General features: G+C 36.1%; 26 protein-coding genes and 1 pseudogene. 20 read left to right on the plus strand and 7 right to left on the minus strand.

Features of this window, described 5'->3' with window-relative positions; genetic code table 11:
* Positions 1-20: 20 nt before the first annotated feature.
* The 13 genes from HMPREF9455_RS08125 to HMPREF9455_RS21635 all read left to right on the plus strand — a co-directional run bounded on the left by HMPREF9455_RS08125 (position 21) and on the right by HMPREF9455_RS21635 (position 12,238).
* Entirely contained in the window at positions 21-851 is an 831-nt protein-coding gene (locus HMPREF9455_RS08125; protein WP_006799164.1) for a DUF4249 domain-containing protein, read from the plus strand.
* Positions 852-854: 3 nt separating this feature from the next.
* On the plus strand, positions 855-1,196 hold the full coding sequence (locus HMPREF9455_RS08130; protein ID WP_006799165.1) for a DUF4405 domain-containing protein: 342 nt from the start codon (positions 855-857) through the stop codon (positions 1,194-1,196).
* A 184-nt stretch (positions 1,197-1,380) separates the two neighbouring features.
* A complete protein-coding gene (locus tag HMPREF9455_RS08135; protein WP_006799166.1) occupies positions 1,381-1,644 on the plus strand; it encodes a hypothetical protein in 264 nt (87 codons plus the stop codon).
* On the plus strand, positions 1,619-1,993 hold the full coding sequence (locus HMPREF9455_RS08140; protein ID WP_006799167.1) for a hypothetical protein: 375 nt from the start codon (positions 1,619-1,621) through the stop codon (positions 1,991-1,993). Before HMPREF9455_RS08135 ends, HMPREF9455_RS08140 begins: the two co-directional genes overlap by 26 nt.
* 158 nt (positions 1,994-2,151) lie before the next feature.
* Complete coding sequence (locus HMPREF9455_RS08145) at positions 2,152-2,487, plus strand: helix-turn-helix domain-containing protein (protein ID WP_006799168.1); 336 nt, start codon at positions 2,152-2,154, stop codon at positions 2,485-2,487.
* 304 nt (positions 2,488-2,791) lie between these two features.
* A complete protein-coding gene (locus HMPREF9455_RS08150) occupies positions 2,792-3,376 on the plus strand; it encodes a BfmA/BtgA family mobilization protein (RefSeq protein WP_006799169.1) in 585 nt (194 codons plus the stop codon).
* A 31-nt stretch (positions 3,377-3,407) separates the two neighbouring features.
* Positions 3,408-4,295: a DUF5712 family protein gene (locus HMPREF9455_RS08155; protein WP_006799170.1), complete on the plus strand. Its 888-nt coding sequence runs from the start codon at positions 3,408-3,410 to the stop codon at positions 4,293-4,295.
* A 231-nt stretch (positions 4,296-4,526) separates the two neighbouring features.
* A complete protein-coding gene (locus tag HMPREF9455_RS08160; RefSeq protein ID WP_006799171.1) occupies positions 4,527-7,184 on the plus strand; it encodes an N-6 DNA methylase in 2,658 nt (885 codons plus the stop codon).
* Entirely contained in the window at positions 7,168-7,692 is a 525-nt protein-coding gene (locus tag HMPREF9455_RS08165) for a hypothetical protein (protein ID WP_006799172.1), read from the plus strand. Before HMPREF9455_RS08160 ends, HMPREF9455_RS08165 begins: the two co-directional genes overlap by 17 nt.
* 21 nt (positions 7,693-7,713) lie before the next feature.
* Positions 7,714-8,820: a protein NO VEIN domain-containing protein gene (locus tag HMPREF9455_RS08170; RefSeq protein ID WP_006799173.1), complete on the plus strand. Its 1,107-nt coding sequence runs from the start codon at positions 7,714-7,716 to the stop codon at positions 8,818-8,820.
* A gap of 493 nt (positions 8,821-9,313) precedes the next feature.
* Entirely contained in the window at positions 9,314-10,333 is a 1,020-nt protein-coding gene (locus HMPREF9455_RS08175; RefSeq protein ID WP_006799174.1) for a site-specific integrase, read from the plus strand.
* Between the two features lie 243 nt (positions 10,334-10,576).
* A complete protein-coding gene (locus HMPREF9455_RS08180) occupies positions 10,577-11,938 on the plus strand; it encodes a site-specific integrase (RefSeq protein WP_006799175.1) in 1,362 nt (453 codons plus the stop codon).
* A gap of 114 nt (positions 11,939-12,052) precedes the next feature.
* Positions 12,053-12,238: a hypothetical protein gene (locus tag HMPREF9455_RS21635; RefSeq protein WP_148401858.1), complete on the plus strand. Its 186-nt coding sequence runs from the start codon at positions 12,053-12,055 to the stop codon at positions 12,236-12,238.
* Between the two features lie 29 nt (positions 12,239-12,267).
* On the opposite strand, the gene HMPREF9455_RS08185 is transcribed toward HMPREF9455_RS21635, so the two are convergent.
* The 4 genes and pseudogenes from HMPREF9455_RS08185 to HMPREF9455_RS08200 all read right to left on the minus strand — a co-directional run bounded on the left by HMPREF9455_RS08185 (position 12,268) and on the right by HMPREF9455_RS08200 (position 14,608).
* Positions 12,268-12,567, minus strand: a complete 300-nt coding sequence (locus HMPREF9455_RS08185; protein WP_006799176.1) for a helix-turn-helix domain-containing protein — start codon at positions 12,565-12,567, stop codon at positions 12,268-12,270.
* A gap of 2 nt (positions 12,568-12,569) precedes the next feature.
* A complete protein-coding gene (locus tag HMPREF9455_RS21005) occupies positions 12,570-12,737 on the minus strand; it encodes a helix-turn-helix domain-containing protein (protein WP_083820955.1) in 168 nt (55 codons plus the stop codon).
* Between the two features lie 153 nt (positions 12,738-12,890).
* Positions 12,891-13,154 (minus strand): annotated as a pseudogene (locus HMPREF9455_RS21010) (DUF3408 domain-containing protein); the annotation flags it as partial.
* A 518-nt stretch (positions 13,155-13,672) separates the two neighbouring features.
* A complete protein-coding gene (locus tag HMPREF9455_RS08200) occupies positions 13,673-14,608 on the minus strand; it encodes a hypothetical protein (RefSeq protein ID WP_006799179.1) in 936 nt (311 codons plus the stop codon).
* 474 nt (positions 14,609-15,082) lie between these two features.
* Between HMPREF9455_RS08200 and HMPREF9455_RS08205 the strand changes: the two genes are divergently transcribed.
* The 7 genes from HMPREF9455_RS08205 (at position 15,083) to HMPREF9455_RS21945 (ending at position 19,988) form a co-directional block, all read left to right on the plus strand.
* Positions 15,083-16,207, plus strand: coding sequence for an IS110 family RNA-guided transposase (locus tag HMPREF9455_RS08205; RefSeq protein ID WP_006799180.1), 1,125 nt, complete (start codon positions 15,083-15,085; stop codon positions 16,205-16,207).
* 373 nt (positions 16,208-16,580) lie between these two features.
* Positions 16,581-16,745 (plus strand): hypothetical protein, encoded by a 165-nt coding sequence (locus HMPREF9455_RS21340; protein WP_157256594.1) that lies wholly within the window; start codon positions 16,581-16,583, stop codon positions 16,743-16,745.
* 205 nt (positions 16,746-16,950) lie between these two features.
* On the plus strand, positions 16,951-17,307 hold the full coding sequence (locus tag HMPREF9455_RS08210; protein WP_006799182.1) for a MobC family plasmid mobilization relaxosome protein: 357 nt from the start codon (positions 16,951-16,953) through the stop codon (positions 17,305-17,307).
* Positions 17,297-18,580, plus strand: coding sequence for a relaxase/mobilization nuclease domain-containing protein (locus tag HMPREF9455_RS20685; RefSeq protein ID WP_006799183.1), 1,284 nt, complete (start codon positions 17,297-17,299; stop codon positions 18,578-18,580). Before HMPREF9455_RS08210 ends, HMPREF9455_RS20685 begins: the two co-directional genes overlap by 11 nt.
* Before the next feature lie 418 nt (positions 18,581-18,998).
* Positions 18,999-19,277 (plus strand): hypothetical protein, encoded by a 279-nt coding sequence (locus tag HMPREF9455_RS21345; protein ID WP_148401859.1) that lies wholly within the window; start codon positions 18,999-19,001, stop codon positions 19,275-19,277.
* A 108-nt stretch (positions 19,278-19,385) separates the two neighbouring features.
* Positions 19,386-19,592 carry a hypothetical protein gene (locus tag HMPREF9455_RS08220; protein ID WP_006799185.1) on the plus strand — a complete coding sequence of 69 codons (207 nt, stop codon included), beginning with the start codon at positions 19,386-19,388 and terminating at the stop codon, positions 19,590-19,592.
* Positions 19,593-19,709: 117 nt separating this feature from the next.
* A complete protein-coding gene (locus HMPREF9455_RS21945) occupies positions 19,710-19,988 on the plus strand; it encodes a transposase (protein WP_052303070.1) in 279 nt (92 codons plus the stop codon).
* A gap of 104 nt (positions 19,989-20,092) precedes the next feature.
* Here the strand turns inward: HMPREF9455_RS21945 and HMPREF9455_RS08230 are convergent, their stop codons facing one another.
* The 3 genes from HMPREF9455_RS08230 to HMPREF9455_RS08240 form a co-directional block, all read right to left on the minus strand.
* The gene (locus HMPREF9455_RS08230) at positions 20,093-21,442 is read right to left on the minus strand and encodes a family 43 glycosylhydrolase (protein WP_006799186.1); all 1,350 of its coding nucleotides are present in this window, start codon (positions 21,440-21,442) and stop codon (positions 20,093-20,095) included.
* 80 nt (positions 21,443-21,522) lie between these two features.
* Positions 21,523-23,106 (minus strand): glycoside hydrolase family 43 protein, encoded by a 1,584-nt coding sequence (locus HMPREF9455_RS08235; protein WP_006799187.1) that lies wholly within the window; start codon positions 23,104-23,106, stop codon positions 21,523-21,525.
* Between the two features lie 71 nt (positions 23,107-23,177).
* A complete protein-coding gene (locus HMPREF9455_RS08240; protein ID WP_006799188.1) occupies positions 23,178-24,563 on the minus strand; it encodes a glycoside hydrolase family 43 protein in 1,386 nt (461 codons plus the stop codon).
* Positions 24,564-24,571 lie beyond the last annotated feature (8 nt).

The raw sequence follows: 24,571 nt of genomic DNA on the forward strand, positions 1-24,571 counted from the left end.
AACATTCAAAAAATCATAAGATGAAATCATTAAATATAATTCTAATCGTAATAATAGCTTTGTCCTTTACTGCGTGCTATGAAGATGTTATCAAAGTCGATTTAGAGACAGCCGAGCCAAGACTGGTAATAGATGCATCCATTGACTGGATAAAGGGTACAACAGGCAACGAACAAAAAATTAAATTGACGACCACAACAGGCTACTACGAGGATAAATTTCCGACCGTTTCAGGAGCAACCATTTCTGTAGCCAATACAGAGAATATCGTTTTTGATTTTATTGAGACTACCAGTAAAGGTGAATATATCTGCACCAATTTTGAACCTGTTATTGGAGAAACATATACATTGACAGTTAACCTGAATGGAGAAACATATACCGCTACGGAAACTTTAATCGGGACACCAAAAATCGAAGATACAATCCAACAGAACAATAAAGGAGGTATGGCAGGTGACGAAATTGAAATTACATACTACTATCAGGACAATGGTGCTGAGTATAATTACTATCTGTATAGCGTTAAGATGAGGCATATAATATTCCCACAATATAGTGTCGAAAATAACGAAATGAATCAGGGCGCCTTAACAGCTGTTTATTATTCACATGAGGATTTGGAAGTGGGGGACGTTCTAAACCTCAAATTATACGGAATCTCTAAAAGATATTATGACTATATGGCAAAACTATTGCTGGCATCAGGTAATGATGATGGACCTATGTTTTCGCCAACACCAGCTGCCGTTCGGGGTAATATTGTAAATCAGACCAATAGTGAAAATTTTGCTTATGGATATTTCAGATTATCGGAAGTAGATGTTAAAGATTATACTATTAAAGAATAAATTATGAAAGTATCATATAAAAGAGGATTTAATTATCGGGCGTTCATATCCATCGGACTATTTTTTGCTCTGATAATTTTGTTTATTACAGCTATATTAATTCAGTTCTTTGAAGATGAACCTGATAGCCTTGAAAAACATATTAGCGTATCATGTCATGCTTTAGCCGGAATCGCTTTTATAATCTTAAATATATTTCATCTAAAATTAAACTGGCAGTCCTTTAAGTCTTATCCTAAGAATAAGGAGGGTGGCATTAGCAAGGAAATTATTATAGCAGTTCTATCAATAATTTTATTTCTAATCATAGGAACTTTTATTGTATACCTTCTTTTAGGAGGATAACAGATAAAGGAATCTTATATTCTGAATTCAAAAACAGTCAGCAGACAAGAATATGTTTTATTAAAAGTTTCTTTATTCTGTTTTTGCGATGTCTGAAAAATATATCTATAACGTACAACTTGTTATTCAACCCAATTAATTCTTTTTCGTATGACATGTTTACTCTAATGTAAATTAAACATATATGAAAAGATTAGTAAAAGCAGAGTTCTTCAATCTACTGATTGATAACTCATCAGTGACAAACCTAAAAATGCAACACGCCTATGAAATTTTTGTAATAGACGTATTAACCCTAAATCAAACCGAAACAGATTATAGAACTATCTTTCGGTCATTAAACCTGACTCGTATAGAGTTCCAATCATTGCAAGCACAAATTTTATACGAGCAGGGGGAAAAATGCCCTAAAATATCTCTACTTGCAGAAAGCAATTTCAGTGATTGATTCTGAGTTGGTATTATTAGAAACAAGATTCACCCATCCTGAACGATTCGCTAACGAGCAGACATTTCAATCCGATCTGCATATAATCCCTAAGTCAAAAGACTTGGGGATTGTTGCATTAGCAGAGATTGTCGAAAGCCTCTATCTAAGTCAGGAAGTATTAAACAATGAAGGTAAGCCAGCAAGTAGGACTCAGATTGGAGATAAATTTGAATTGGTATTTAATGTTTCTTTTGGTGATATCTCAGATAAGACCTGTGAAATATATAAACGAAAACCATTCAATCGAACAAAAGCTCTTGATTTCCTTCGTAATATGATAATTCGTAAGGATAAAGAAACAAGATGAAAAATAATGTATTTATAACATGTTGTGTATAAGTAGATTGTAGGTTATTGTTAGAGGGGTAGTTAACTATCCCTCTATTTTTCTGTCTCCAATTGTCAGTTCTTTGCTTTACCAATCGATTGGAATTAATCAATTATTAATTTCAAAAACAACGTATTATGTATTTAGACAATGAAGACTTCCTATCATGGATGGAGAAACTATTCAAGAAGCTTACAATTATAGGTAGCGACCTAAAAGCAATGATGGCTACAGGAGAAGCATTTAACAATGAAGATAAATTGTTAGATAATCAAGATCTCGCGTTTCTTCTCAAAGTGAGTTATCGGACTTTGCAACGTTATCGGGATAGCGGACAACTTCGATATTTCCTAGTTAGGCGAAAGACCTTCTATCGTATGGCTGATGTAAAAGAATTTATTCAATCCTATGCCTCAAAGAAAGAGATTGTGATGTTCAACAAAGGCATAGAAGATGGTAAAACCTTGAAATGATTCTGCATCTACTCATCTAAGCAGAATGAAGCAAAAAGGTGAGGGCTGTGTCTAGTCCATCACCCTCTCTACAGGCTCCGCATTTAGCAGAAACACCCTCGCTCAACCGCTTCGGATTGTTTAGCTAAATTGAGCAAGAGGGAACTGGACTATCGTCCTGTTCTCCTCTTGCCCTTCGGGGCAAAGCCTTCGGCTTTAGTGCTTTATAAAAAAGCACTGTTATAACACTTGCTATAACTGGAATTGATATACAATTCTGTTTAAGCAAGTTAGATATATGAATAACTATAAAATAGTTATAACTATGGAAAAACAGAATAGAAAAACCATATTTACCACCATAGCCATAGACAAAGAAACAGATAGACTAATTGAGAAACTCAGTAAACGCTATTCACTGAAAAAAGGAGAAATTACAAAGCTTGCTTTTCTGTATTTAGATAAGGCAAATATCAATCCAAGCGAAGCACCCGAATCGACAAAAGCCGAATTAAGAAAGATCAATAAACGACAAGATGATATTATCCGTTTTATTCGCCACTACGAAGAAGAACAACTCAATCCGATGATACGCACAAGTAATTCAATCGCCACAAGATTTGATCAGATTGTCAAATCAATGGAAGATATTATTCTCTCCCATCTTAAAGCCAATCAGGAAGGACAGAGCAATCTGTTAAGGATGTTAAGCGAGAAATTTATAGGACACGCCGATGTGATTAACAATCAAGGGAAACAGCTATCAGCAATCTATAAGACTCAACAAAAAGATAATAAGAAACTACTGCAACTTATCAGCTTGTATTCAGAACTAGCCACAACAGGATTAATGGATGGAAAACGAAAAGAGAATCTAAAAACAGAAATTATCAATCTGATTAATGAGTAATAACATCACACACACACAAATAATAAACAAAATGAATATAGATTTTCCACCACCATCCAAAGGGACATATAACAATGCAGGGAGCTGTAAACGGCTAGCCCAATACCTAGAGCATGAGGATTTGGAACGGATGGAGAAAGGCATTTATATCGAAGGCTTTTTCAATCTGACAGAAGAAAATCTATATAAATCGCAAGTTGTGAAAGATATAGACAATAACAGAGCTCAGTTGTTGAAAACTGATGCCAAGTTTTACGCTATCCATATCAGTCCATCGGCTAAAGAACTACAAGCAATGGGAAGCACAGAGCAGGAGCAAGCCGAAGCGATGCGAAAATATATTCGGGAAGTATTTATTCCTGAATATGCCAAGAACTTCAATAAAGGTCTATCAGCAGATGATATTAAGTTTTATGGGAAGATTCACTTTGATAGAAGTCGTTCGAATAACCAAAACAATATACACTGTCATATTATTGTCAGTAGAAAAGACCAAGCCAATAAAATTAAACTCTCACCATTAACAAATCATCGCAACACCAACAAAGGAGTAATTAAAGGAGGTTTTGATAGAACCAATCTTTTTCAACAGGTAGAACAGCGATTTGATATACTGTTCAACTATAATCGAGCATTGGATGAATCCTTTGAATATTATAATACTATGAAGAATGGTTCTATCCAAGATCAATTGAGAATGGAAGAACGTATAGATGAATTCACTAATTCAGTAAGTCATGCAGTCAAGCAATCAGTAAGTCAGCAAACAAGAGAGTCGGTTAGTCAATCAGTCATTATTCCTGATTTGGGATTATCTTCTGCTTTAGGTATTTTTTCTACTGAAGTTTATGGTGAGGATATGCAGGAATTGAAAAAAATGGAAGAGCGGAAAAAGAGGAGTAACGGACAGAAAATGTAGCACCTTGGGTTAATAAATCAGATATACTTGTCTTAACTTTTTTGAGATATATCAGGAATTAATATAAGATGATTTAGGGAATAATTAAAGACTTTGTGGAAAAATTATCTATATGATAAATACGATTATAGCCTATATATTTTATTATTAAAATGTGTAACAAACGTCATTAAGTTTAATTTATTATCTTTGTAACTACCTATATAAACAACAATTAACTAGTTGATTATTATGAATTTGAATTTAAATTTGATACAAGACCTATTGATGCCATGGAATGGAGATCATTCATTTGTGGATTTAGCTGAAAATTTGGCAGAACAACTGGGCTGGTATCCTAGTGATATTATAGAAAATAAAAATAATAGAAGCATTGCAACTGGGCATTTATTTGTTGAACATGGATTAGATAATCCTGCGGTTATTTCTTTTATCAATAATAGTCACACAAATGCTCTATTGGAGTACAAAAATCAAACTAATATACTTGGAATCTCATATAATAATCTTATTGATTATCATATAACAATTGATAATGGGGCAATTAGAGCTTTTCACAATCGATTAGCGATTGATAATAATATTATATATACTCAAAGACTAGATAGCTTTAGAGATACTTTAAGCAGTGATTACTTCTTTAAATATATTGATAGTCAGTCGATAAGAGCAAATCTACCTGCATTAGATGACGAATTAATAAACACTATATCTAGGTATAAAAGGTTTATTTATTCTGAATTAAATGGACGTATCTCTAATGAAGAAATTTCAAATTTTTTTAATGCAATAATATTTACTAGAGCATTCGAAGATAGTCGGGAAATAGATGGATCAGAACAAGTTCTACTAAAAAGTTTATGGTCTGAAAAAATACAATTCAGTGATATTCTATCATTATCTTTCGATAACTTAGATATCAAGTCATATCCTGATCAAATTATAAATAAGGATTTGTTTTCGAATATAAACAAGTTAGATAAAAATACATTAAATAACATATTTACTGATTTTTATAAATCAAATAGAACTCCTTACAAGTATGACTTTTCAATAATCTCAAAGCATGCTTTAAGTCGAATATATGAAAAATATGTATCTATTCTCAATATTAAAGAGACCGAAATCGTTCAGTATAATCTCTTTAATAATACACCAAATCCATACGAAGAAGTTAATAAATCAAGTGGTAGTTATTATACTCCTCAATTTATAGCTCGTTTTTTCAGCAGATATATAGAAAAGGTCAATCCTAATATATTAAATGGAGATTTGAAAATTCTAGAACCTGCTGTTGGATCTGGAATTTTCCTAAGGACTTTGGTTGAAAATATTACGGATAAGAGATCTATCCAAAAAGCATTTTCTAATTTAACTGGAATAGACAAAAATAGTACAGCTTGTGATGCTGCAAAGCTATCCCTAACATTATTACATTTAGTAATTACAGGAGAACTACCTAAAGAAAATTTGAATATAATTAATCAAGATTCTATTAATTATTTTACGAACAATAAAAACTTCAAATGTGATGTTGTAATTTCAAATCCGCCTTTTATTAGTTATGGATTAATGTCTAACGAAGATCGGAATAAGGTTAAATCTTTTCTAGCAGAATACTCATATAATAAATATGATCTTTATCTATCTTTTGTAAAAATAGGAATTGATTCTCTTAATGAAGGAGGAATTGGTCTATTCGTTTTACCTAACACATTTTTAGTTACTGATAGTGCAAAATTAATTAGGAAACATCTAGCGAATGAATGTAATATACTCTGTTTAGTTGACCTGTCATCTGTTGATTACAAAATATTCGAGGATGCAGGAGTATACCCTATATTATTAATATTTCAGAAAAAAAAGAAAAGAGAAAAGATCACTCCAAGCGCTATAATAGCTACAATTAAAGATTATGTGGGAAAAGCCTTGACAGATATTCTTGCTGAGAAAATGTCTAATAATATGTCATATAATATATTTGGCATTTCTCAGGAATTTTTTAATAAAGAGAAATGGCATTTATTAACTCCTGCCGAATCTAATCTAGAGATTAAACTATCTAAATATAAGAAGTTAGAAGACTTCTTAGAGACTAGAACTGGATTTGCTTCAGGCTTAATTGAAGCCTTTATTATTCCCAAAAGTAAGATCCCTAAAAAAGAAGAAGAAATATATATACCTTATCTGGGTGATCGTGAAATGATGAAATTTTCTATTATTGAAGATTCTCAAGAATATTTCTTTTATCCATATCTAAAAAATGGTTCAAAAATCGATGAAGTGACCTTAAAACATAGATTTCCTTTCACATATAAAAGATTGTATCAATTTTATAATACGTTATCTGAACGAAGTGAAGTGAAAAAAGGAAATATGCAATGGTGGGAACCTAATCGCCCTCGTAAACCTGAATTTATGATGGTTCCGAAAATTTTAACCCCACATTTAGTATTTTCTCCTAAGTTTTCTATAGATATATCAGGTAAATATGCTGTTTCTAGATCTCCATTCTTAGTATTAAAGAAAGACAGTATTTTAGCCTCTATCGATATAGATTTGATGTTTTTCATGCTTGGAATACTCAATTCCTCTGTTTGTACTTGGTATTTATTGAATCACACATCTCGCTATCAGAATGGCTTTATGATGATTGAGCCTAATAGTCTTAAAGAAATCCCTGTAATAGATCCAATTTCGATATCTAGACCAGCTTTTCTTAAGTATATTTCATTAGTAAAAGAACGATTTTCATATAATGAAGAAAGAATACCATTCCATAAGATAATTGATTTAGAAAAAGAAATTGATCATATGACATTAGATTTTTACAATCTTAGTAAAGAGGAAAATGATATAATCTTAGGAAATTATGGCAATTTTAATTGAAGAAAAAGCTCTTTATGGAAGGACTAATCAGATTAGAAAGATTTTACTATCTATTAATTCTCGAATTGCAGCAGAAAGCAAGCCTCAGCAGAATAATTCTGTTATAATTTATGCAAAAGATTCTATAGGCAATGACCCTAAAGCTCTTTTTAAAACAAGTAATCAAAATATAAAGGCTAAGTATTTTGAAATCTGGATGCGCAATTCAGCAAAAACGTGGATCTTACAAAAGTTATATTTTCAGCTTAAAATGAAAAAAGACATTAATGATTATGCTGAGATTTTAGCCTTTCATATTGATCTTGATATTCTTGAGGAGAGTTATAAAAAATACCCTCATATACATATTAAACATCCTGAATTTGAATGTATCTCTAATGCTCATATATCTCTAAATTTAAACGATTATTTAGAAATAACAAGCTCTATTGAAAAATTCGATAAGAATTTTTCTAAAATATTGAGCATGATAGAAAAGGAATTTATATCGAAATTTCGTCCTAATTAAAACAGATTAAATCATTATCAAATGACTGATTTTAGAAAAGAAGAACTTGAATTCATAAACAACTTGTCCAGTAGATCTTATAGCAATAATACTATGGAATCTAATTCCATCTATAGTGAACGAGAAAAATTTAAGGCTTTTAAATATAAACTTAAGCTATTAGCTGAGCAGTTTAAGATCCAATTTGACTCTGATTTCGGGGAATTTATATCTGGAGCTTCTTCTGGTAATCCAATTAAATTTGGAGGGACTAAATTGAATAGAATTTGGTCTGGTATTTTTAAAGGAGCAGGGAACAAGCAATATGCAGCACAAATTAGTTTTGTTGTAGATTCAGAATCAAATGCGTTAGATATAGGATTTTACTTTGGAAGAGCTGCTTCTAGAGGAAAATCTGCAGATATGGATCGGCTCTTATTCCTTGGGAAAACTCTATCTCAAACAATAAGCTCAAGTATATACCTAAAAAAACAATATGAAGAATTAATCGATTTTGGTTTTAAACCAATATCTGACAGTAAGGAAATAAGCTCAGAAGACTGGTTAAATATTATAACCGAAACACCGCAAAACAGCCAATTAGTTTATAAATTAAAAGTTAATGAAAAAGGAATAATTGAGACTTCAACAATCGCGTTATATGTAAAGATGTTATTGTTTCTAATGGCTATTATACCTACAGAAGGCTCTGATAAATCTGATATAAAACAATCTTATCTAACACCTGAGCAAAGAGCTGAACAAGCAAAAAGAAAAGCCTTAATTGGTTTAAAAGGAGAAAAGTTTATATTTGGAAAAGAGCAGGAAAGATTAATAAAACTGAATATAAATCATAAATTTTATTTGGAGCACGTATCCTTAATCTCAGATATATTTGGTTACGATATAAAGTCTTGTGATGATAAAAAAAATGAAATATTCATTGAAGTAAAAACTACGACAAGAAAGAAACAAGACTATTTAGCTAATCAGTTTTTCTTGTCTGATTTAGAATATAAATTTTATCAAAATAATAAATCAAAATATAAGCTAATTCGGGTTTACGATATTGAGGGTATTCCTGAATTTGAGGAAGTAAATCTTAATGATGTGCATTTACACATCGATTCCTATCGAGTTGAGATATAGTTTCATAATACTAAACAGGATATAGTCTCTTCTATTGTTTTGTTCTTCAATTTTGAATTCCTATCTTTGTAGTACTGCCACAAGAAGTTGTGAAGTAGGCAGAAAAATAGTGAAATACAATCGTAGCCTCGGTCAAGGACTACTTTTTAGACATCATGCAAACAGGCTTGTATAGCCAAGTTTAAAATATACGACCCGTCCCAGCGGGATCACAGAAAGATCAGAAAATCAAAGACTCATTTCTGACAAAACAAGACAAAACTCTCTAAGATAGATTCTTAGGGAGTTTTTTTATTCCCTCCCTCAGACATAATCAGTCATTAAAATACCAATATTGGACATACATTCGTTACGGAATCGTTACGGATTGAGCAAAAGACAAAGTCCGTAACGAATTAGACTGTAACTCGTTTATTTGTCGAAATTTGGCAGTGTTTTGTCCGCCTGACTTCTAACAATTAACAATAGTTTTGAACACTAAAATTTACGTGTTATGAATCTTATGAAGTCAACTTTTCGTGTATTGTTTTACCTCCGAAAAAATGAAGTGAACAAAAATGGTAATTCTTCTATTATGGTTAGGATTACTATAAATGGAGAACAAGTTCAGTTTAGCTCCAAGTTGCAAATCAAGCCTGAACTATGGGATACTAAGAATGGAAAGGCAGTCGGCAAAAGCGCAGAGTCAATGAACACCAATCGCCTGCTAGAATCTATTAGCGCAAAAGTAAACGAATTGTATTATAAACAGCTAAGTGACTATGGTTATGTTTCTCCAGAGAAAATAAAGAATATCATATTAGGTGTAGATACCGATCGGAAAAAGATGTTATTGGAATATTTTTCTGAACACAATGAGTTCTATTTATCGAAGATTGGAAAAGGTACTTCGCTCACAACTGCTAATCGTTACAAACTGACAAGACTTCGTTTAGAAGAGTTCCTAAAAACAGAATACAATCTTTCAGATATTCCTGTTTTTGAGCTGACTCCTGTTTTTGTTGAAAAATTCTCACTCTTTCTCATGAATACACATAAGTGTAATAACAATACAGCATTGAAGTTTATCCAACGATTTAGAACAGTCTTTCATTATATAAAGAATACTGGAGCAGATATAAAGATTAATCCTTTTGGCGGTTTAAAACTCCGCACAACCAAGGTTGTTAGAGAGATATTGACTCAGGAAGAAATTGATACCATCTATGAAAAGGAATTCTTAACCGAAAGACTAGGTCAAGTAAGAGATATCTTCATTTTTATGTGCTATACAGGTCTTAGCTATATTGATGCAGCACAACTAACAGAAGATAATATCAAAACCGCATTTGATGGACATCAATGGGTAATGACCAAACGTCAAAAGACGAGCGTACCCTCTAATATTCGACTTCTCGAAGTTCCACTAGCTATAATTGAAAAGTACAGAGACAAACAAAAAGATGGGAAACTATTTCCCATATGCTCTAACCAGAAGATGAACGAATACTTTAAGGAAACAGCAGCCATTTAGAAAAGGGAGAGCAAACGAAGGTAATTAAAACTTAATCAAAGGATTAAGTAAAACGGCTCTTTTAGCCAAAGGAGAATAAACGCACGAAAAAGCAAAGATGACAGCGAGTTCAGTTACCAAATCATTACCTGAGTAACTTTACGAAACTGGAGTCTATTCGACACTTATTCAATGGTTTGCGTAATTTTGCATAGCACCGGATAACTCTAAGTAAACTAAATTTGTAATTAAAAAATTAGAGTTATGGCAAGAAGTACATTCAAGGTTTTGTTTTACCTGAAGAAAAACAATCTGAAAGCAGGAAAAGCCCCCATTATGGGAAGGATAACTGTAAATAGCACTATCTCCCAGTTTAGCTGTAAGCTAAACATCAAACCCGAACTTTGGGACACCAAAGCCAACCGTGCAGCAGGCAAAAGCCTCGAAGCACAGAAAATCAACCAGCAGTTGGATAACATCAAAACCCAGATCGGCAAGCAGTACCAAAGTATCTGCGACAAAGATAACTTTGTCTCTGCCGAGAAAGTCAAAAATGGGTATCTTGGTTTTGGCGATGAGTTCCGCACTTTCTTTTCTATTGCTGACGAGTTTTACGAAAGTTATGCCAGGCGTGTCGGTAAAGACCGTACCGAAGGCTCTTACGAACAATTGCTAATCAATCGCAAACGGGTAGAGATGTTTCTTCGGGACAGATATAATTTGTCCGATATTCCCATTAAAGAAATTGAACCCCTGTTTATCGAAGATTATTATGCTTACCTACTCGAAGAACGCAAGCTGGCAGGCAGTACCCTGCTTACTGCCGTAACTAAGCTCAAACAGGTTATGCTGATTGCCCAACGTAAAGGCTATATACACGTCAACCCTTTTGCCGGTTTCCGGTTCAAGGCCAAGACCCGTGACAGAGGGTATCTAACAGAAGATGAACTCAAGCGTTTCATGGCAGTAGAGCTCCGCCGATACAAGCAACGCCAGATTCGGGATATTTTCGTCTTTCAAGCATTTACGGGTTTGGCTTATGCGGATGTCAAGAAATTGACTTTCGATGATATTCAAACTTCTTTTGATGGCGAATTATGGCTAATAGCCAAACGTAAAAAGACCAATGCAACATTTTATGTCAAATTATTGCCGATAGCAAAGCAACTGATTGAACAATATCGCCTTGTAGCTAAAAATAATTTTGTTTTTCCTGTACCAAGCCACAGCGATAATATGAACCGTTGCTTGCAACGTATAGCCAAGTTATGCGGTGTGAATAAGCGGGTTACCTCGCATATGGGGCGCCATACAATGGCAACGACAGTGTGCCTCTCACAAGGTGTACCCATCGAAACAGTCTCTCAGATGCTCGGGCACAGCTGCATAACCACGACTCAAATCTACGCTAAAATCACGAATGACAAGATAAGTAAAGATATGGCGGTATTGACGGATAAAATCGGGGATAAATATAAATTGGAGACAGACCGCTCTCAATCCGATTTCAGAAACATCAAACGAATCACCAAAAAGCAAAAAGAAATGTTGCCCCGCAAAAAGAGAGAAAACAACCCCGTTAATCCATCGACCTATATCATCCCCAAATGGGCTAAGGTGGAATAGAATAAGAACAATAAGGATCGAGTCAGCCCTTTTATTGCAGGAGAAAGTCACTTCTTACAAGGCAAACCAGTCAAGCCCGAAGCCCTACGGGTCGGAAACGAAAATCTCCATCCTATGGATAGTATTTTCGCTCCGAGGCTTGCCTGTTTCCCTGCTCGAAATGTAAAGAGGTATCCTGCAACGAAAACGACCGACCCGACGATGACGCATATCTTCAAAAGTAAACAAGCATCCCTGATTAACATCAAGAATGCTTGTTTTCATTTTATGCGTGGGGCAACTTCAACTCCCTCTCCTTAGAATCTGCATATCTATTATTCTATTTTTCATTAGAAAGGAAGCTCGGGCGATCGGTAGTTATTATGCAATACCTCTTGAAGTTCTTTCTCGGGATAAAGTATTTTGCCTCCGATAGCTGTATAACAGATCATCCGCTTATCTCGCAAAGTCTGAAGCGTGCGAGGTGAGATATGGAGATACTCCATCACTTCCTCTCCACTCAGATAACGTTCCTCTGCCAATGTTGGGCGATGCTTATCACGAACATCCTGTACATCGTTCAAGGCTTGCTCTATTTGCCCTTCGAGTTCCTTGAACTCTTCGGACTCATAATTGATAAATTTGTCCATCGCTATTTGTTTGTATACTTCATATCGGTTTTTAGCAATTCAGAAATATCCTCTTCCTTGTAGTAGACCTTACCACCCAGCATTGCAAATGGTATCTTGCCATTATTCCGCCAAGTCTGCCAAGTGCGTTTCGAGATTCCCAAAGCACGGCAGACATCTGCCGAATCCATTCATCCGTCTCTGGGATTGATACAATATAAAGCTTTCAATGCAGCCATATCAGAAGTTAATCTACTGATCTGTTGTTTCAACAGTTCCCATGTATGTAAGTCTATACAAACAATTTCCATAGTCATTCAGTTTAGTTGTTATTATTTTTCGTTTTACTCTTTATCGCTATTAAATGTACTTGCCAGGGAACGTTTTAGCCCTTCGTTGGCAGCACGGGTTATCAGCTCTCTGTTTACCGACAGATGGTCGGCTAGGATATTCGACAACAAAATAGTGGGAGTGATCTCCGGCACAATATGTTGCAATGAGGCAACAAGCATTTGCAGCTTTTCTTTCATCCGAACATCGATATAGACTGGAGTATAATCCTTGATTTTTCGTGTTGCCCAAAATCGATTGGTATACTCTTCTTCGTCTTTCTTGCGAGAAAGCTTGCCTCTGGCTGAATTAGCTACTCATGTGCTATTATCAAACATATCAGATACATCTGGTTGCTGATCTGCTGTTTTATCTTTTTTGATATCTTCACTCATAAAAATCTGTTTTAAATGTTTATAAAATAAGACTTGTTAAAATAGAATTAAGACAGACCCACTCAAGTATCTCTGATCCGATTGGTTTTACCCATAATCTTACATCTTTCGAAAGGATAAGCGGTATACGGCTGTGTATATCGCTGTTTCCGAAATCAAGTGCAAGTATAATCCATTCTCAATCCCTGCCCTGTGAGCATAACAGCTTTACCTAACAGGTTAGGATTGTATACTATTGATTATTAAATTGTTTCAATTGGGATATATACTCAGTAAGGGGTAATTGGGGAATAATGGCTATACGACAAGTATAATGTAATATGCTGGATAACAGCAGATAATGCAAATTCAATAAAGGATAGAAATATTTATAGAAAATATAGGCGAATAAGTTTTTTTAACTACTCAAGTTTATATTTGTTTAGCTCTTCGATCAGGTCTTCTATATTTTCCAATCCGACAATACTTTCCCGCTTGTTGCGGTTACGGCAGTTGAGTAGTTGTTGCATACCGATATAGTGTGCACTATCTCCGTATCGCTCTTTGTTACCCTCTGTGCGAAAGGATATAAAGTCTTTATTGCCATCGGCAACCGATACCCATTGGGCTTTGATGTATTTGTGTTCGCTCAGTTGGTCAAGGAGATAGACCAATGTCTTTTGGTTAGTTACCTGTAGTGGTTCGGAGAGTTTTCCTGAAAGTAGTTTCTTTAGTTCAGATACTTTTATTTTTGAGCGAAACAATTTGATAGATTCTATGCAGTCTGCTAATAGTGCATATTGCTCTTTGCCTAGTTTGGGTAAATAAGAACGTTTGGTAGATTTGGGTTTAGCATTCTTAATAACAACTGTTTTCTTTACTTGTGGTTCTTCCTGATGAATATCTAATTTAGGCTTTGGAAGAAGTTTCTCATATTTTGTACATAAGCGTTCGAGACTAACCAAATCTACCAATTCTCTAAAGTAAGGCAAATCGATTTTATTTAACTCTGTAGTATAGTTGCTTGGAGTTATTGTAGCTATTGGTTTTATAAATGTATGATACTGATGATAAACATCTTTACTTATCTCATCATAAAAATCACTGTACCAAAGATAGTCTTCTCTTCCGTCACGAAGGTATTTGGGCAAGCTTGCCAGAGGAGGATTGTTGCGGATGATATCCAACACTTTACTTTTATAGTGGAGCATTTCTGCCTCGGTCAATTGTGGTTGTGAGACCAGAGCAAGTGCCGTTTCATAGTTGATTGCCGCAAAATCATTGAGACTCTGCTGTACAGCCCGAAATACTTCGGGAACATTACTGTCATGATCTATGTCTTGCTCACCATTATACATGTACTAAAGATAGTAATATTACCAATAGGAGCAATAAGAGTGACTCTATTTTGTCAGGCAGTATAGCAAATAAATGCATCTCCAAGCAAAGCTATACACATCATATTGTCAATGATATAACTATCGATTTAACGATCTATATTTGTCGAAGTATCCATGTCGGATATAGCTAATTTATACAATGATATGAGAAATTTAATCCACTTTCTACCATTCATTTGCTCCGGCTATCCTTGAAGAGCAATAGGCAATACACCAACCGTATTGCTAAATCGGAAGTATCCGATAATGCACTCCCTTCGGAGTGAAAACGTTGCCACCAATTCAAAAAACAAAGAGACTCCCGCCTCTTTATTTTTTTCTCGTCGTCAAAGTAGACCCTATGTTTGTAATGTGATTAGCAAAAGTATTCTTATTGGGTTAAATTCTAAATTTACAGCCAATAAGCTTGTTAAACTAATCATAATACATACCATGAAAACAACAAAGCAAATATCCTTAGATTTCACTGAACAACAAATTTACATTGGTCTGGATGTTCATCTCAGTTCCTGGTCTGTGACCATCGCCACCGACTATATTATCGGGCGTACATTTTCGATAAGCAATACCTCCACTGTACTAAGATCAACTAAAGGGAATGATACCTATGGTTCCCTGCTACAAAAGTATCTGCATACGAATTATCCGGGAGGCAATTATCTTTCTGCTTATGAAGCCGGCTTTTGCGGATTCTCTGTTCACAATGAATTAATCAGGTTGGGTATAGAAAATATTGTCGTCAATCCGGCTGATATTCCGACCTCACAAAAGCAAGAAGTGCAGAAGAATGACCGTGTTGACAGCCTCAAAATAGTATTGGCTCTGAGGGCTGGTCAGCTAAGGGGAATCCATGTACCGGATATATCTACATTGAACGATCGTATGTTGCTGCGTGTAAGAGCTGGGATAGTGCATGATATCAAACGTTACAAGAATCAAGCAAAATCTATGCTCAACTTCTATGGTATAAAATACAAGACAGATTTTGACGGAGCCAATCTCTCTTTTTCCCGCAGATTTGTAGACTGGATTCGCAATATTGATCTGGGTAGCTCTTCGGGAATGGAGGCTAAGGAAGTTATGTTGGATAAAATATCGACCCATAGAGAGAAGTTGTTGCGTGTCACACGAAAAATTAGAGAATTATCGCAGAATAACAGATATAGCTCTGATTATTATAATTTGATTACTATTCCAGGGATCAGCCTGATTACGTCTATGGCAATCCTTACTGAAGTAGAAGATATAAAGAGATTTAGCAACACCAAGAAATTTATTGGTTATCTGGGATTGCATCCTACATACAGGGCGAGTGGCGAAACACAACAAAACGGGGAAATTACCTTTCGTCACAACAAGTATCTGCGGGTGTTACTCGTTGAGAGTTCTCATATTGCTGTCCAGAAAGATCCGGCAATGATGCAAAGCTTTATACAGTACAGGAAAGAGGGCAAAGAATATAACGTGGCCATCATTAAGATAGCACGAAAACTGGCTTGTAGGATTTATTATATCCTTCGCGATAAACATCAGTACCAAACAGGAGTAGTAATATGAAAACCTCCTTTAATTATAAAATCCATATATCAACTTCTTTTACCTGCAATAGACCACTATACCTTGCTTGTAGATAAACTACGTCAAGTAGATTGTGGCAGTTGCACCTATTCGCTAAAAGGGGTAATGCGATTAAAATGTGAGATCAATATTATTTGCTCCACATTGGATACGCTAATAGAAGGATGTTGATATAGGATAAAGGTTTTTTTAGCCATATAGACAGTGTCAGCAATGAAGAAAGGGAGGCTAAAGATACCTCCCCTAATTTCTGCATTACTGCATACTGTCAGAGAATCTATTGCTGTCAGGTTGCTCCTCAGCGGAGCCTGAGTCCTCTTCAATTCCCTAACCCTAAAGTAAATAAATTATAATGATGTTGAAACTTTTTGCTAAATTATTTGGATTACAACATAGAAGCAAGGTAATCGCACGGGTTACCCGAAAATTGCTTCGCACATTTTCGGACAACCTTCGTGCATACCTTGCCCTTGCAGGGGGCTGTGACCACGCGGAAGATAAATCCGGAGTACCTTGAATTTATCTTCCGCTTCAAAACCCGCTCCCGCCGGTCGCGGATTTTGAGGTCACTTGGCAGCCTGCGGATTTCGCTCCCGTCGGTCGCAAAAAGTCCGGGCTGCTGGCGGAGACTTCACTTCATCTCCCGATGGTCGCTTCCGTTACGTCCCGCTCAGATGTTAAAAGGCATCTGAGAGTTTTCCATAATCTCAAAAGAAACAGCGATGGAAAATAAAGATAAACAGAAAGACAAAGCTCTTCGTGGACGGCCAAAGAAAAAAAAGGATAAACTGAATTATTCAATTAATCTCAAATTGACCGAAGAGGATTTTAATTCGGTGAAGGATAAAGCAGGGAAATTGGGAATGAAGGCCACCAAATATGCACGGGAGATGGTATTAAAGGGAAGTGTTAAACTCCCCTTTTCATTGGAAGATTTAGACCTGATGCGTAAACTGGCGGGGATGGCTAATAACTTGAACCAAATAGCCAGGCAAGCCAATAAATCAGGCCTTTCCAATACCGCTATGGAGGTAATAAGTATAACTACCAGAATCAAAAAGCTACTGGATGATCGCTAAAAATATAAAAGGGAAGTCATTTAAGGGATGTGTTCAATATGTGATGAATGAAACGGCTGAACTGCTCGAAGCGGAAGGCGTATTTGCTGATAATTCAAAAGATATGATCCGCAGCTTTGCCATGCAACGATCCGGCAGGAAGGAAATAAAACAGCCTGTCGGGCATATACCTATATCGTTTGCTCCCGAAGACAAAGAGCGGATGACAAATAACTTTATGGTACAGTTAGCGAAAGAATATATGTTTGATATGGGGATTAAAAATACGCAGTATATTATTGTCAGGCATCATAATACCGAGAATGAGCATTTGCATATTGTCTATAACCGCATTAACAATGACTTAAAACTGATCTCTGTTAACAATGATTATAAACGAAATGTGAAGACCTGTAAGAAGCTAAAGGACAAATACAGCTTGACTTATGGTAAGGGAAAAGACAGGGTCAAACGCGAGAAACTGAACAATCCCGATAAGGTGAAGTTTTATATATATGATGCAATAAAGTCTGTTTTAGCCGATTGTAGAACTCCTGCTAATCTGAGATTTGCTCTCAAAGAATTCGGGATTGAACTTGATTATAAGCATAAACGGACAACCAATGAGATCGAGGGTGTATCGTTCCGGTATAACAATATCGCATTCAAAGGTTCACAAATTGACCGGAAATTTAGCTTCGGGAATCTTAAAAAGGTATTTGAGGAGAATATTCAATTACTACAGGTACAAGAGAAAGAGGAACAAAACTACGTTTCAAAAGAAAAGAAACAAGCAATAATAGAGCCGCAGATACAGCAAGAACAGCCACCCAAAATACAATCCCAAACTGAAAATAAACCGAAAGGACACACTATTGAGGGAATAGAATTAACACCACAGCAGTGGCAAACCTTGGAAGAGGGAGGCTTTATATATATGGAAGGTCTTAAAAAGAAGGATGGTAGTGGAAATTTCTCTTCCTATGTATTCCTCAATGATGGAAAGGACAAAGCTTTTTCCTGCAAGAAAAATCCTTATACTTTTGTCAAATATGATAAATACGAAATGCGTATTCGCGATAAAATGATGATAGAAGCAGGCTATATAACAAAAGCTAAAGTCAAGTGGTGGGGAGCCCATGATTTTGGATATCTGTATCTCTGGAAAGAGAATGAATCCGATATAGAATATAAGGAATCGTGGAATGACCCGAGGGTGCCGAAAGAGCAAAAGATCGGACAGAAGCCACCCCAACCTGTTATTCAAAAGAAGAACAAGGGGCAAAAAAGGTAAGAGGTAAAATAGAAAGAGCCGGATTATAATTTACAATTCAGTCGAAAGACAAAGACTTCAATCGAGAAAAATGTAAAGACAGAATTAACAATAAATTCATTAACTAAAAAATCCTATAAAACATAACATCCATAAAAGTAAAATTCAGAACTTCCAAAATCAAAGGGCAGACTACCCTACTTATTTTTCAAAAGAGTGGTTCGGAATTCACTCTCCTCTTACCTGTATTAATTCAAGATGTATATTAGACTACGCTTAAAAAGGGATGATATTATCTCTCTTCCGAGAGCTTCGTTCTCGTCCATCATGATTTGGATTCAATTAAGTAAATTAAAATATTTATTTGAACATTACTATACAGCTCGATACTATTTCGTGCATTTATTTCATAATCAAGTATGTATATGTTTGTGTGCGAGTGATAAAATTAACAGAACAAGAAAAGGAAAACTTGGAACATTTATACAAAACCAGTGATAATTCAGTAGTTCGTCGCCGTTGTTTAAGTTTATTGTTATCCAATGATAATCATTCAATGAAAACAATATGTTCAATAACTAAAGTGGGACGTACAAGTCTTTACTATTTCTTTAATTCATGGGAACAATCTCCAGAAGAAGAAAAGTTCAATACTTTATCAATAGCCAAAGGTAGAGGCGCCAAGGTTAAGCTTTTCGGTGTCAAAGACCAATTGTAAGAAATGCTGGTAGAACATAATAGAAATCTTAACCCCATTCTTCATCTGCTGGAAAACCAGTATCAAATCCAAGTCTGTAAACTAACCTACAGAACTTTTTAAAAGACAATGGGCTATAGCTGGAAACGGACGCGTCAATCGTTAAAAATGCTTCGAGACCAGTCTTTGTTCGATAAACAAAAACAAGAAATAGACCAACTCATGACTTTAGATAAAGCAGGATATATTGATTTGTATTTCGGGGATGAATCTCATTTTGGATTAACCCCCAATGTGTCCCGTATGCATGGCAACATAAAGATAGCCCGATATTGATTCCGTCAAAGAAGTCTCAAAAGCTGAGTGTTTTTGGATTGATGAATCTAAAATGTCAACTTTTTTCCAAAATGGTGACAGGAGGATTCAATTCCTCGGATGTGATTGCTTGTATAGATGAATTCGCCTAAACGATACAAAAGAAAACTATTCTTATCTCCAATACACAGAAGCAAGCTTTTCAAAAACAAAATAAAAGAATGGGTAAAAGATGATTTATACATCTGTTTTCTGCCGCCATACTCGCCGGAGCTAAACAAAATTGAGATACTCTGGAGGTTTATCAAATATAGGTGGTTACCTTTTGAGACTTTCGTTAATTTTAAAAATCTCAAAGAGCGCTTGAAATTCGTCCTAGAAAATATAGGAACAAAATGTTCTGTTAATTTTTATTGAATACTTAATAACCCGCTTATTTTTTATTTATTCAAATTTTAATTCCTTTTTTAGCTTTGTCAATATTTTTATTATGGGTTAGTTCCTCCAATATTTCATACAAATCAATCTGCAGATAGCCAATCAATCTCTATCTTATTAGAACTTTTTGTTACTATATATAAGTTGTGTATCCCCCGATTGAATCTTTCAACCGGTACCTTGGTTATTTTCCAATCTTTGCTTGCCGGGACTTTTATCTCGGCAAGAAGTGTACCTCGGATTCCATTTAGGCGAATCTCTATAATGCCACCCTTTTCTGATAAGGTTTTTGCACTCACTGTTTTCAGGTCTTTGTCTGCGAAATCAACACTGTTGTACTGGATCCATGCATCAGTGGAGTTAAATACAGTTTTCCATCCATTGAACTTGTTGAGTGTATCCAGAAATTGAATTTCAACGCCTTTTTCGCTTATCTGACTATAACGATCGATTTGTATCTTGCGGGTTGCATCGGTTAAGCCTACTCCGCGTAAAGTGGGAATTACTTTACGAATAGTACCGTCGGGGTTGAAGAACAAACTATCGATACGGGCCGAACGGTTTTTATCAAACCCGGGAGATAAATCATTATGATGGTAAAAGAGATACCACTGATCCTTGAAATTCAGGAGTGAATGATGGTTTGTCCAGCATCCTGTAGACGATTCATCCATAATTACACCCGTCATTTTGAATGGCCCGAGAGGTTTGTCACTCATTGCATATTCGAGCCTTTCAGTCTTCTTTTCGACATGTGGAAATGTCAGGTAGTATATTCCGTTATTCTCAAAAACAAAAGGCCCTTCCTTTAGTCCTTTTTCGGGTAAATCTTTCAAAACAACGGGCTCCGATTCGAGCTCCGTCATATTTTCTTTCAGTTTGGCTCCGTAAATATTTCCTTGCGACCAATAGAGATACGCCTGGCCATCTTTGTCTATGAATATACAAGGATCAATTCCACTGACATTTTCAATGGGTTCAGGTAGCGGCATATATGGCCCTTCCGGTCTATCGGCAATGGCCACACCTATACCAAACCCTTTTCTCCCATTCAAATCAGTCTGTTTTATATTGGCCGGAAAATAGAAATAATATTTTCCGTTCCGCTCTATACAATCGGGTGCCCACATACTGTAAGACATAGAATCGACCCAGGGTACTTTATTCTGAGTAACGATGATTCCATAGTCTACCCAGTCTGTTAAATTATCCGATGAAAATACATGGTAGTCCTCCATGCAAAACCAGTCTTTCCGGAGATTTTTACCGTCAGGAGCCTGAATGTCATGTGATGGAAAGAGGTACACCTTTTCGTTGAACACCCTGGCTGTAGGATCTGCCGTAAACTGATTAAGGATAATCGGGTTCTGAGCAAATGACAATTTAGATAAAATCACCAGCAATAAAATGGCGAATGTTTTATATTTTTTCATTTGGGAACTATAATTTTTAATGAGTAATAGGCCGTATTAATTCAAAATACGCGAAGTATTACATATCAATTCATACATCTTTACTTACTTTCAGATATCTTATCACTGATATGGAAGTAATCAAAATCAGCATATCCGCCAGCTATTTTCGACGAATAATTGTATAATCCGAAACGGTAGCCCATAAAATGTTCCATTAACGTATATTCCATTTTAAGCGGTTGTCCAATGTTATTCCACGTTTTTCCATCGAGGCTGTAAAAGAAATATGCTATGTCAATTTTATCCCTGAAATCACATTCTATTTTTAGATAAATATTGTTCTGAAAGACAGGGATGCTCTGTAACTCGGTAGGTTTATCCGTTTTGTTACTAACCATATAAATATATTTGTCATTACCTTCTTTCTTTACTCCTACCAAGCCAAACTTTCTTTGCAATGCACACAATCCCGCAAAATCTCCGTCCTTTAAATGCGACACATCCAGCAATGTCGTACCTGAACATACAGGGCCAAAAGTGCGTTGGGTAAGAGTATTGCGTGAATGGAGGAATAGCGAGTCGATACGGTTGGTTTTGAGACGTAAATATCCCGGACGCTCTGTTACTGACCATAAGTTATTATCAGGATTGTGATTCCACTGCCATACTAAAGGTAAAGCAATCTCACCCTTTTTACGGGTAAACTCGTCGTTGTTGACTATACCCGGAATCAAACTTTTATTGGCAGGCAAGTCAAGTGTTTCCGGGACTTTGCCATTGATGCCGAGTATAGGCCAGCCATCTTCCCATCTGACAGGAACCAGGTACGGGATACGTCCGACTGAGCCATAATCGCGGAAAAGGTATGAATACCATGTGCCATCCGGCATATCTATAAGCCCGCCTTGAGCCACTCCCAGATCTTTCAGTCCTACACGGCCTTCATAAGGACCGTCAATCTTATCGGCGCGATGGATTACGACTGTCCGCATAGCACCTTCTCCTCTAGGCCAGGTAATGTTGAAAAGATAATATTTACCATTCACTTTGAAGAGTTGCGACCCTTCTGCACCTAATCCCGGTTGCCCAGAAGGAGCCGTGGCATTTTCTATCAGAGTATGGTCGGTTCCTTCTTTGATGCCTGTAAGCTCATCATTCAACTCTACGATATTAAGTTTGTGATTTCCGTAGATCAGGTAATTTCGTCCATCATCATCAAAGAATAAATTGCAATCGTGGTAAGACGGGCTGAAAGATACCGCTTTCCAAGGGCCTTTTTCTATATCTTTTGTAGTATAGATATATGTTTTATTTGTTGTTTGGGCAAAGGTTGTGACATAGAACAGGCCTTTATGATACCTGATAGTACTGGCCCATGAACCTCTGCCATAAGTACTTTTGCCATTCGTGAGATTCAATGCGGCCACATCGGCGAGGGTATCGTATGCATAGCTTACTATTTTCCAATTGACCAGATCATTCGACTTCATAATGGGCACACCCGGATTCATGTGCATAGTTGTGCTCGACATATAATACGAATCGCCTACACGAACCATTGACATATCGGGTACATCGGCGAATATGATAGGATTATGACCTTTTTGATTTTGTGCTGTGGCTTCAACTAATAATATTGAAGTGGTCAGTACCATAAAATAGGAGAAAAACTTCTTAATCATTTCTATTTGTTTATTTTATTGTTGATAAGCGTAGAGTATTGGTAAATATTATCGTGCACTACGAATTGACATTAATTTTCATCAAAAACCCAATAATCAAAATTAAACAATTCGCGTCCGGCAGTAATATTCTGGCCATTAAAGCAAAAAAAGACATCGTGTTTCCCTGTTACTTCCTGTTTTAGTTCCACTGTAAAAGTTTTAAATATCTCCCATCCACCCGTGCGTGGCAACTGAACGGACGAAATAATCGGCCCGGAAACACTATCGAGGCGAACTTCCAAAATGCCGCCGTCGACTCCGGCAGCCAAAGAGGCTGAAAAAGACTTGGGCGATTTAATTCCGAAGTTCACCTCTCTAACCTTTATATAACCGTTCATACGAGTAGAGGTAACATATACGCCAACATCGGCATGTTGAGCTATAGAGCATTTTTGCGACCAAGCCATCGTTTCAGCTTCAACACGTTTGTATGGATTTATTTCACCTACCGGTTCAGGCCCTTCTTTAGTAGCTGTTACAGCAGGAATAGTTCCGTCGACATTGTAAGTGAATTGTTCTATACATGAAGCTCTGCCATAGCTGCCTCCGTTGGGTAACAAACCACTGTGATAGAAAAGATATGAATTGCCTTTGTAGTCAATAATACCACCATGATTGGTAAAACTGTTCAGTTTCTGGTCTTCCATAATTTTCCCTTGATATTTCCAGGGGCCTATAGGACTTGCGCTTGTAGAGTAAGAAAGTGTTTCACCACCCTTTCCCATTCCTGCAAACATCATGTAGTATAAATTGTTCCGTTTATATAACCAGGGACCTTCTACAAACATGTCTTTGTTGGGTGTTTCAGCGTTTTTATTACCTCTTATGCCTCCAAAGGATTCCACGGTAATTGGAACGGTAACTATATCACCCGAATATGAAATCATATCCTCATTCAACTTTACATAATAAAGACTACCGTTTCCCCAGTAGAGATAAGCCTGACCATCATCATCTATATATACTGTCGGGTCGATATTCGACCAACTACCGTTCATAATTAATGGTTTACCAATGGCATCCTTGAAAGGCCCGGTGGGAGAATCGGCTACCGCGACGCCTATTGCCATATCGTTCTGGGTACTTTGAGCACAGATATACCAATAAAATTTGCCATTGCGCTCGATACACTGGGCAGCCCAGGCACGATCACGTGCCCATTCAAAAGATTCGAGCGAAATAGGGCTCCCATGATCTGTCCAGTTAACCATGTCGGTAGAAGACATTACACGCCATTTGGTCATATAGTAGAAATCAGTTCCGGGAATATCGTCGCCTGTGTACATATACACCGTTCCGTTGTAAACCATTGGAGCCGGATCAGGTGAGAAATGCGTTTGAATCACAGGATTGTCGGCTAAACTTATTGAAAATGAAGCTATCAGTATGCTATATATTAAAAATAATCTTTTCATATATGTAT

The organism is Dysgonomonas gadei ATCC BAA-286 (assembly GCF_000213555.1).
Classification (GTDB): domain Bacteria; phylum Bacteroidota; class Bacteroidia; order Bacteroidales; family Dysgonomonadaceae; genus Dysgonomonas; species Dysgonomonas gadei.

Coding starts and splice junctions, on each gene's coding strand:
- HMPREF9455_RS08155 (WP_006799170.1), top strand. CDS start 3,408: ATGAATATAGATTTTCCACCACCATCCAAAGGGACATATAACAATGCA.
- HMPREF9455_RS08125 (WP_006799164.1), top strand. CDS start 21: ATGAAATCATTAAATATAATTCTAATCGTAATAATAGCTTTGTCCTTT.
- HMPREF9455_RS08160 (WP_006799171.1), top strand. CDS start 4,527: ATGAATTTGAATTTAAATTTGATACAAGACCTATTGATGCCATGGAAT.
- HMPREF9455_RS08185 (WP_006799176.1), bottom strand. CDS start 12,567: ATGGACAAATTTATCAATTATGAGTCCGAAGAGTTCAAGGAACTCGAA.
- HMPREF9455_RS08165 (WP_006799172.1), top strand. CDS start 7,168: ATGGCAATTTTAATTGAAGAAAAAGCTCTTTATGGAAGGACTAATCAG.
- HMPREF9455_RS21945 (WP_052303070.1), top strand. CDS start 19,710: ATGAATTCGCCTAAACGATACAAAAGAAAACTATTCTTATCTCCAATA.
- HMPREF9455_RS08235 (WP_006799187.1), bottom strand. CDS start 23,106: ATGATTAAGAAGTTTTTCTCCTATTTTATGGTACTGACCACTTCAATA.
- HMPREF9455_RS08200 (WP_006799179.1), bottom strand. CDS start 14,608: ATGTATAATGGTGAGCAAGACATAGATCATGACAGTAATGTTCCCGAA.
- HMPREF9455_RS21005 (WP_083820955.1), bottom strand. CDS start 12,737: ATGGATTCGGCAGATGTCTGCCGTGCTTTGGGAATCTCGAAACGCACT.
- HMPREF9455_RS08180 (WP_006799175.1), top strand. CDS start 10,577: ATGGCAAGAAGTACATTCAAGGTTTTGTTTTACCTGAAGAAAAACAAT.
- HMPREF9455_RS08145 (WP_006799168.1), top strand. CDS start 2,152: ATGTATTTAGACAATGAAGACTTCCTATCATGGATGGAGAAACTATTC.
- HMPREF9455_RS08210 (WP_006799182.1), top strand. CDS start 16,951: ATGGAAAATAAAGATAAACAGAAAGACAAAGCTCTTCGTGGACGGCCA.
- HMPREF9455_RS08175 (WP_006799174.1), top strand. CDS start 9,314: ATGAATCTTATGAAGTCAACTTTTCGTGTATTGTTTTACCTCCGAAAA.
- HMPREF9455_RS08170 (WP_006799173.1), top strand. CDS start 7,714: ATGACTGATTTTAGAAAAGAAGAACTTGAATTCATAAACAACTTGTCC.
- HMPREF9455_RS08230 (WP_006799186.1), bottom strand. CDS start 21,442: ATGAAAAAATATAAAACATTCGCCATTTTATTGCTGGTGATTTTATCT.
- HMPREF9455_RS20685 (WP_006799183.1), top strand. CDS start 17,297: ATGATCGCTAAAAATATAAAAGGGAAGTCATTTAAGGGATGTGTTCAA.
- HMPREF9455_RS08205 (WP_006799180.1), top strand. CDS start 15,083: ATGAAAACAACAAAGCAAATATCCTTAGATTTCACTGAACAACAAATT.
- HMPREF9455_RS08135 (WP_006799166.1), top strand. CDS start 1,381: ATGAAAAGATTAGTAAAAGCAGAGTTCTTCAATCTACTGATTGATAAC.
- HMPREF9455_RS21635 (WP_148401858.1), top strand. CDS start 12,053: ATGGATAGTATTTTCGCTCCGAGGCTTGCCTGTTTCCCTGCTCGAAAT.
- HMPREF9455_RS08220 (WP_006799185.1), top strand. CDS start 19,386: ATGGGCTATAGCTGGAAACGGACGCGTCAATCGTTAAAAATGCTTCGA.
- HMPREF9455_RS08240 (WP_006799188.1), bottom strand. CDS start 24,563: ATGAAAAGATTATTTTTAATATATAGCATACTGATAGCTTCATTTTCA.
- HMPREF9455_RS08150 (WP_006799169.1), top strand. CDS start 2,792: ATGGAAAAACAGAATAGAAAAACCATATTTACCACCATAGCCATAGAC.
- HMPREF9455_RS21340 (WP_157256594.1), top strand. CDS start 16,581: ATGATGTTGAAACTTTTTGCTAAATTATTTGGATTACAACATAGAAGC.
- HMPREF9455_RS08130 (WP_006799165.1), top strand. CDS start 855: ATGAAAGTATCATATAAAAGAGGATTTAATTATCGGGCGTTCATATCC.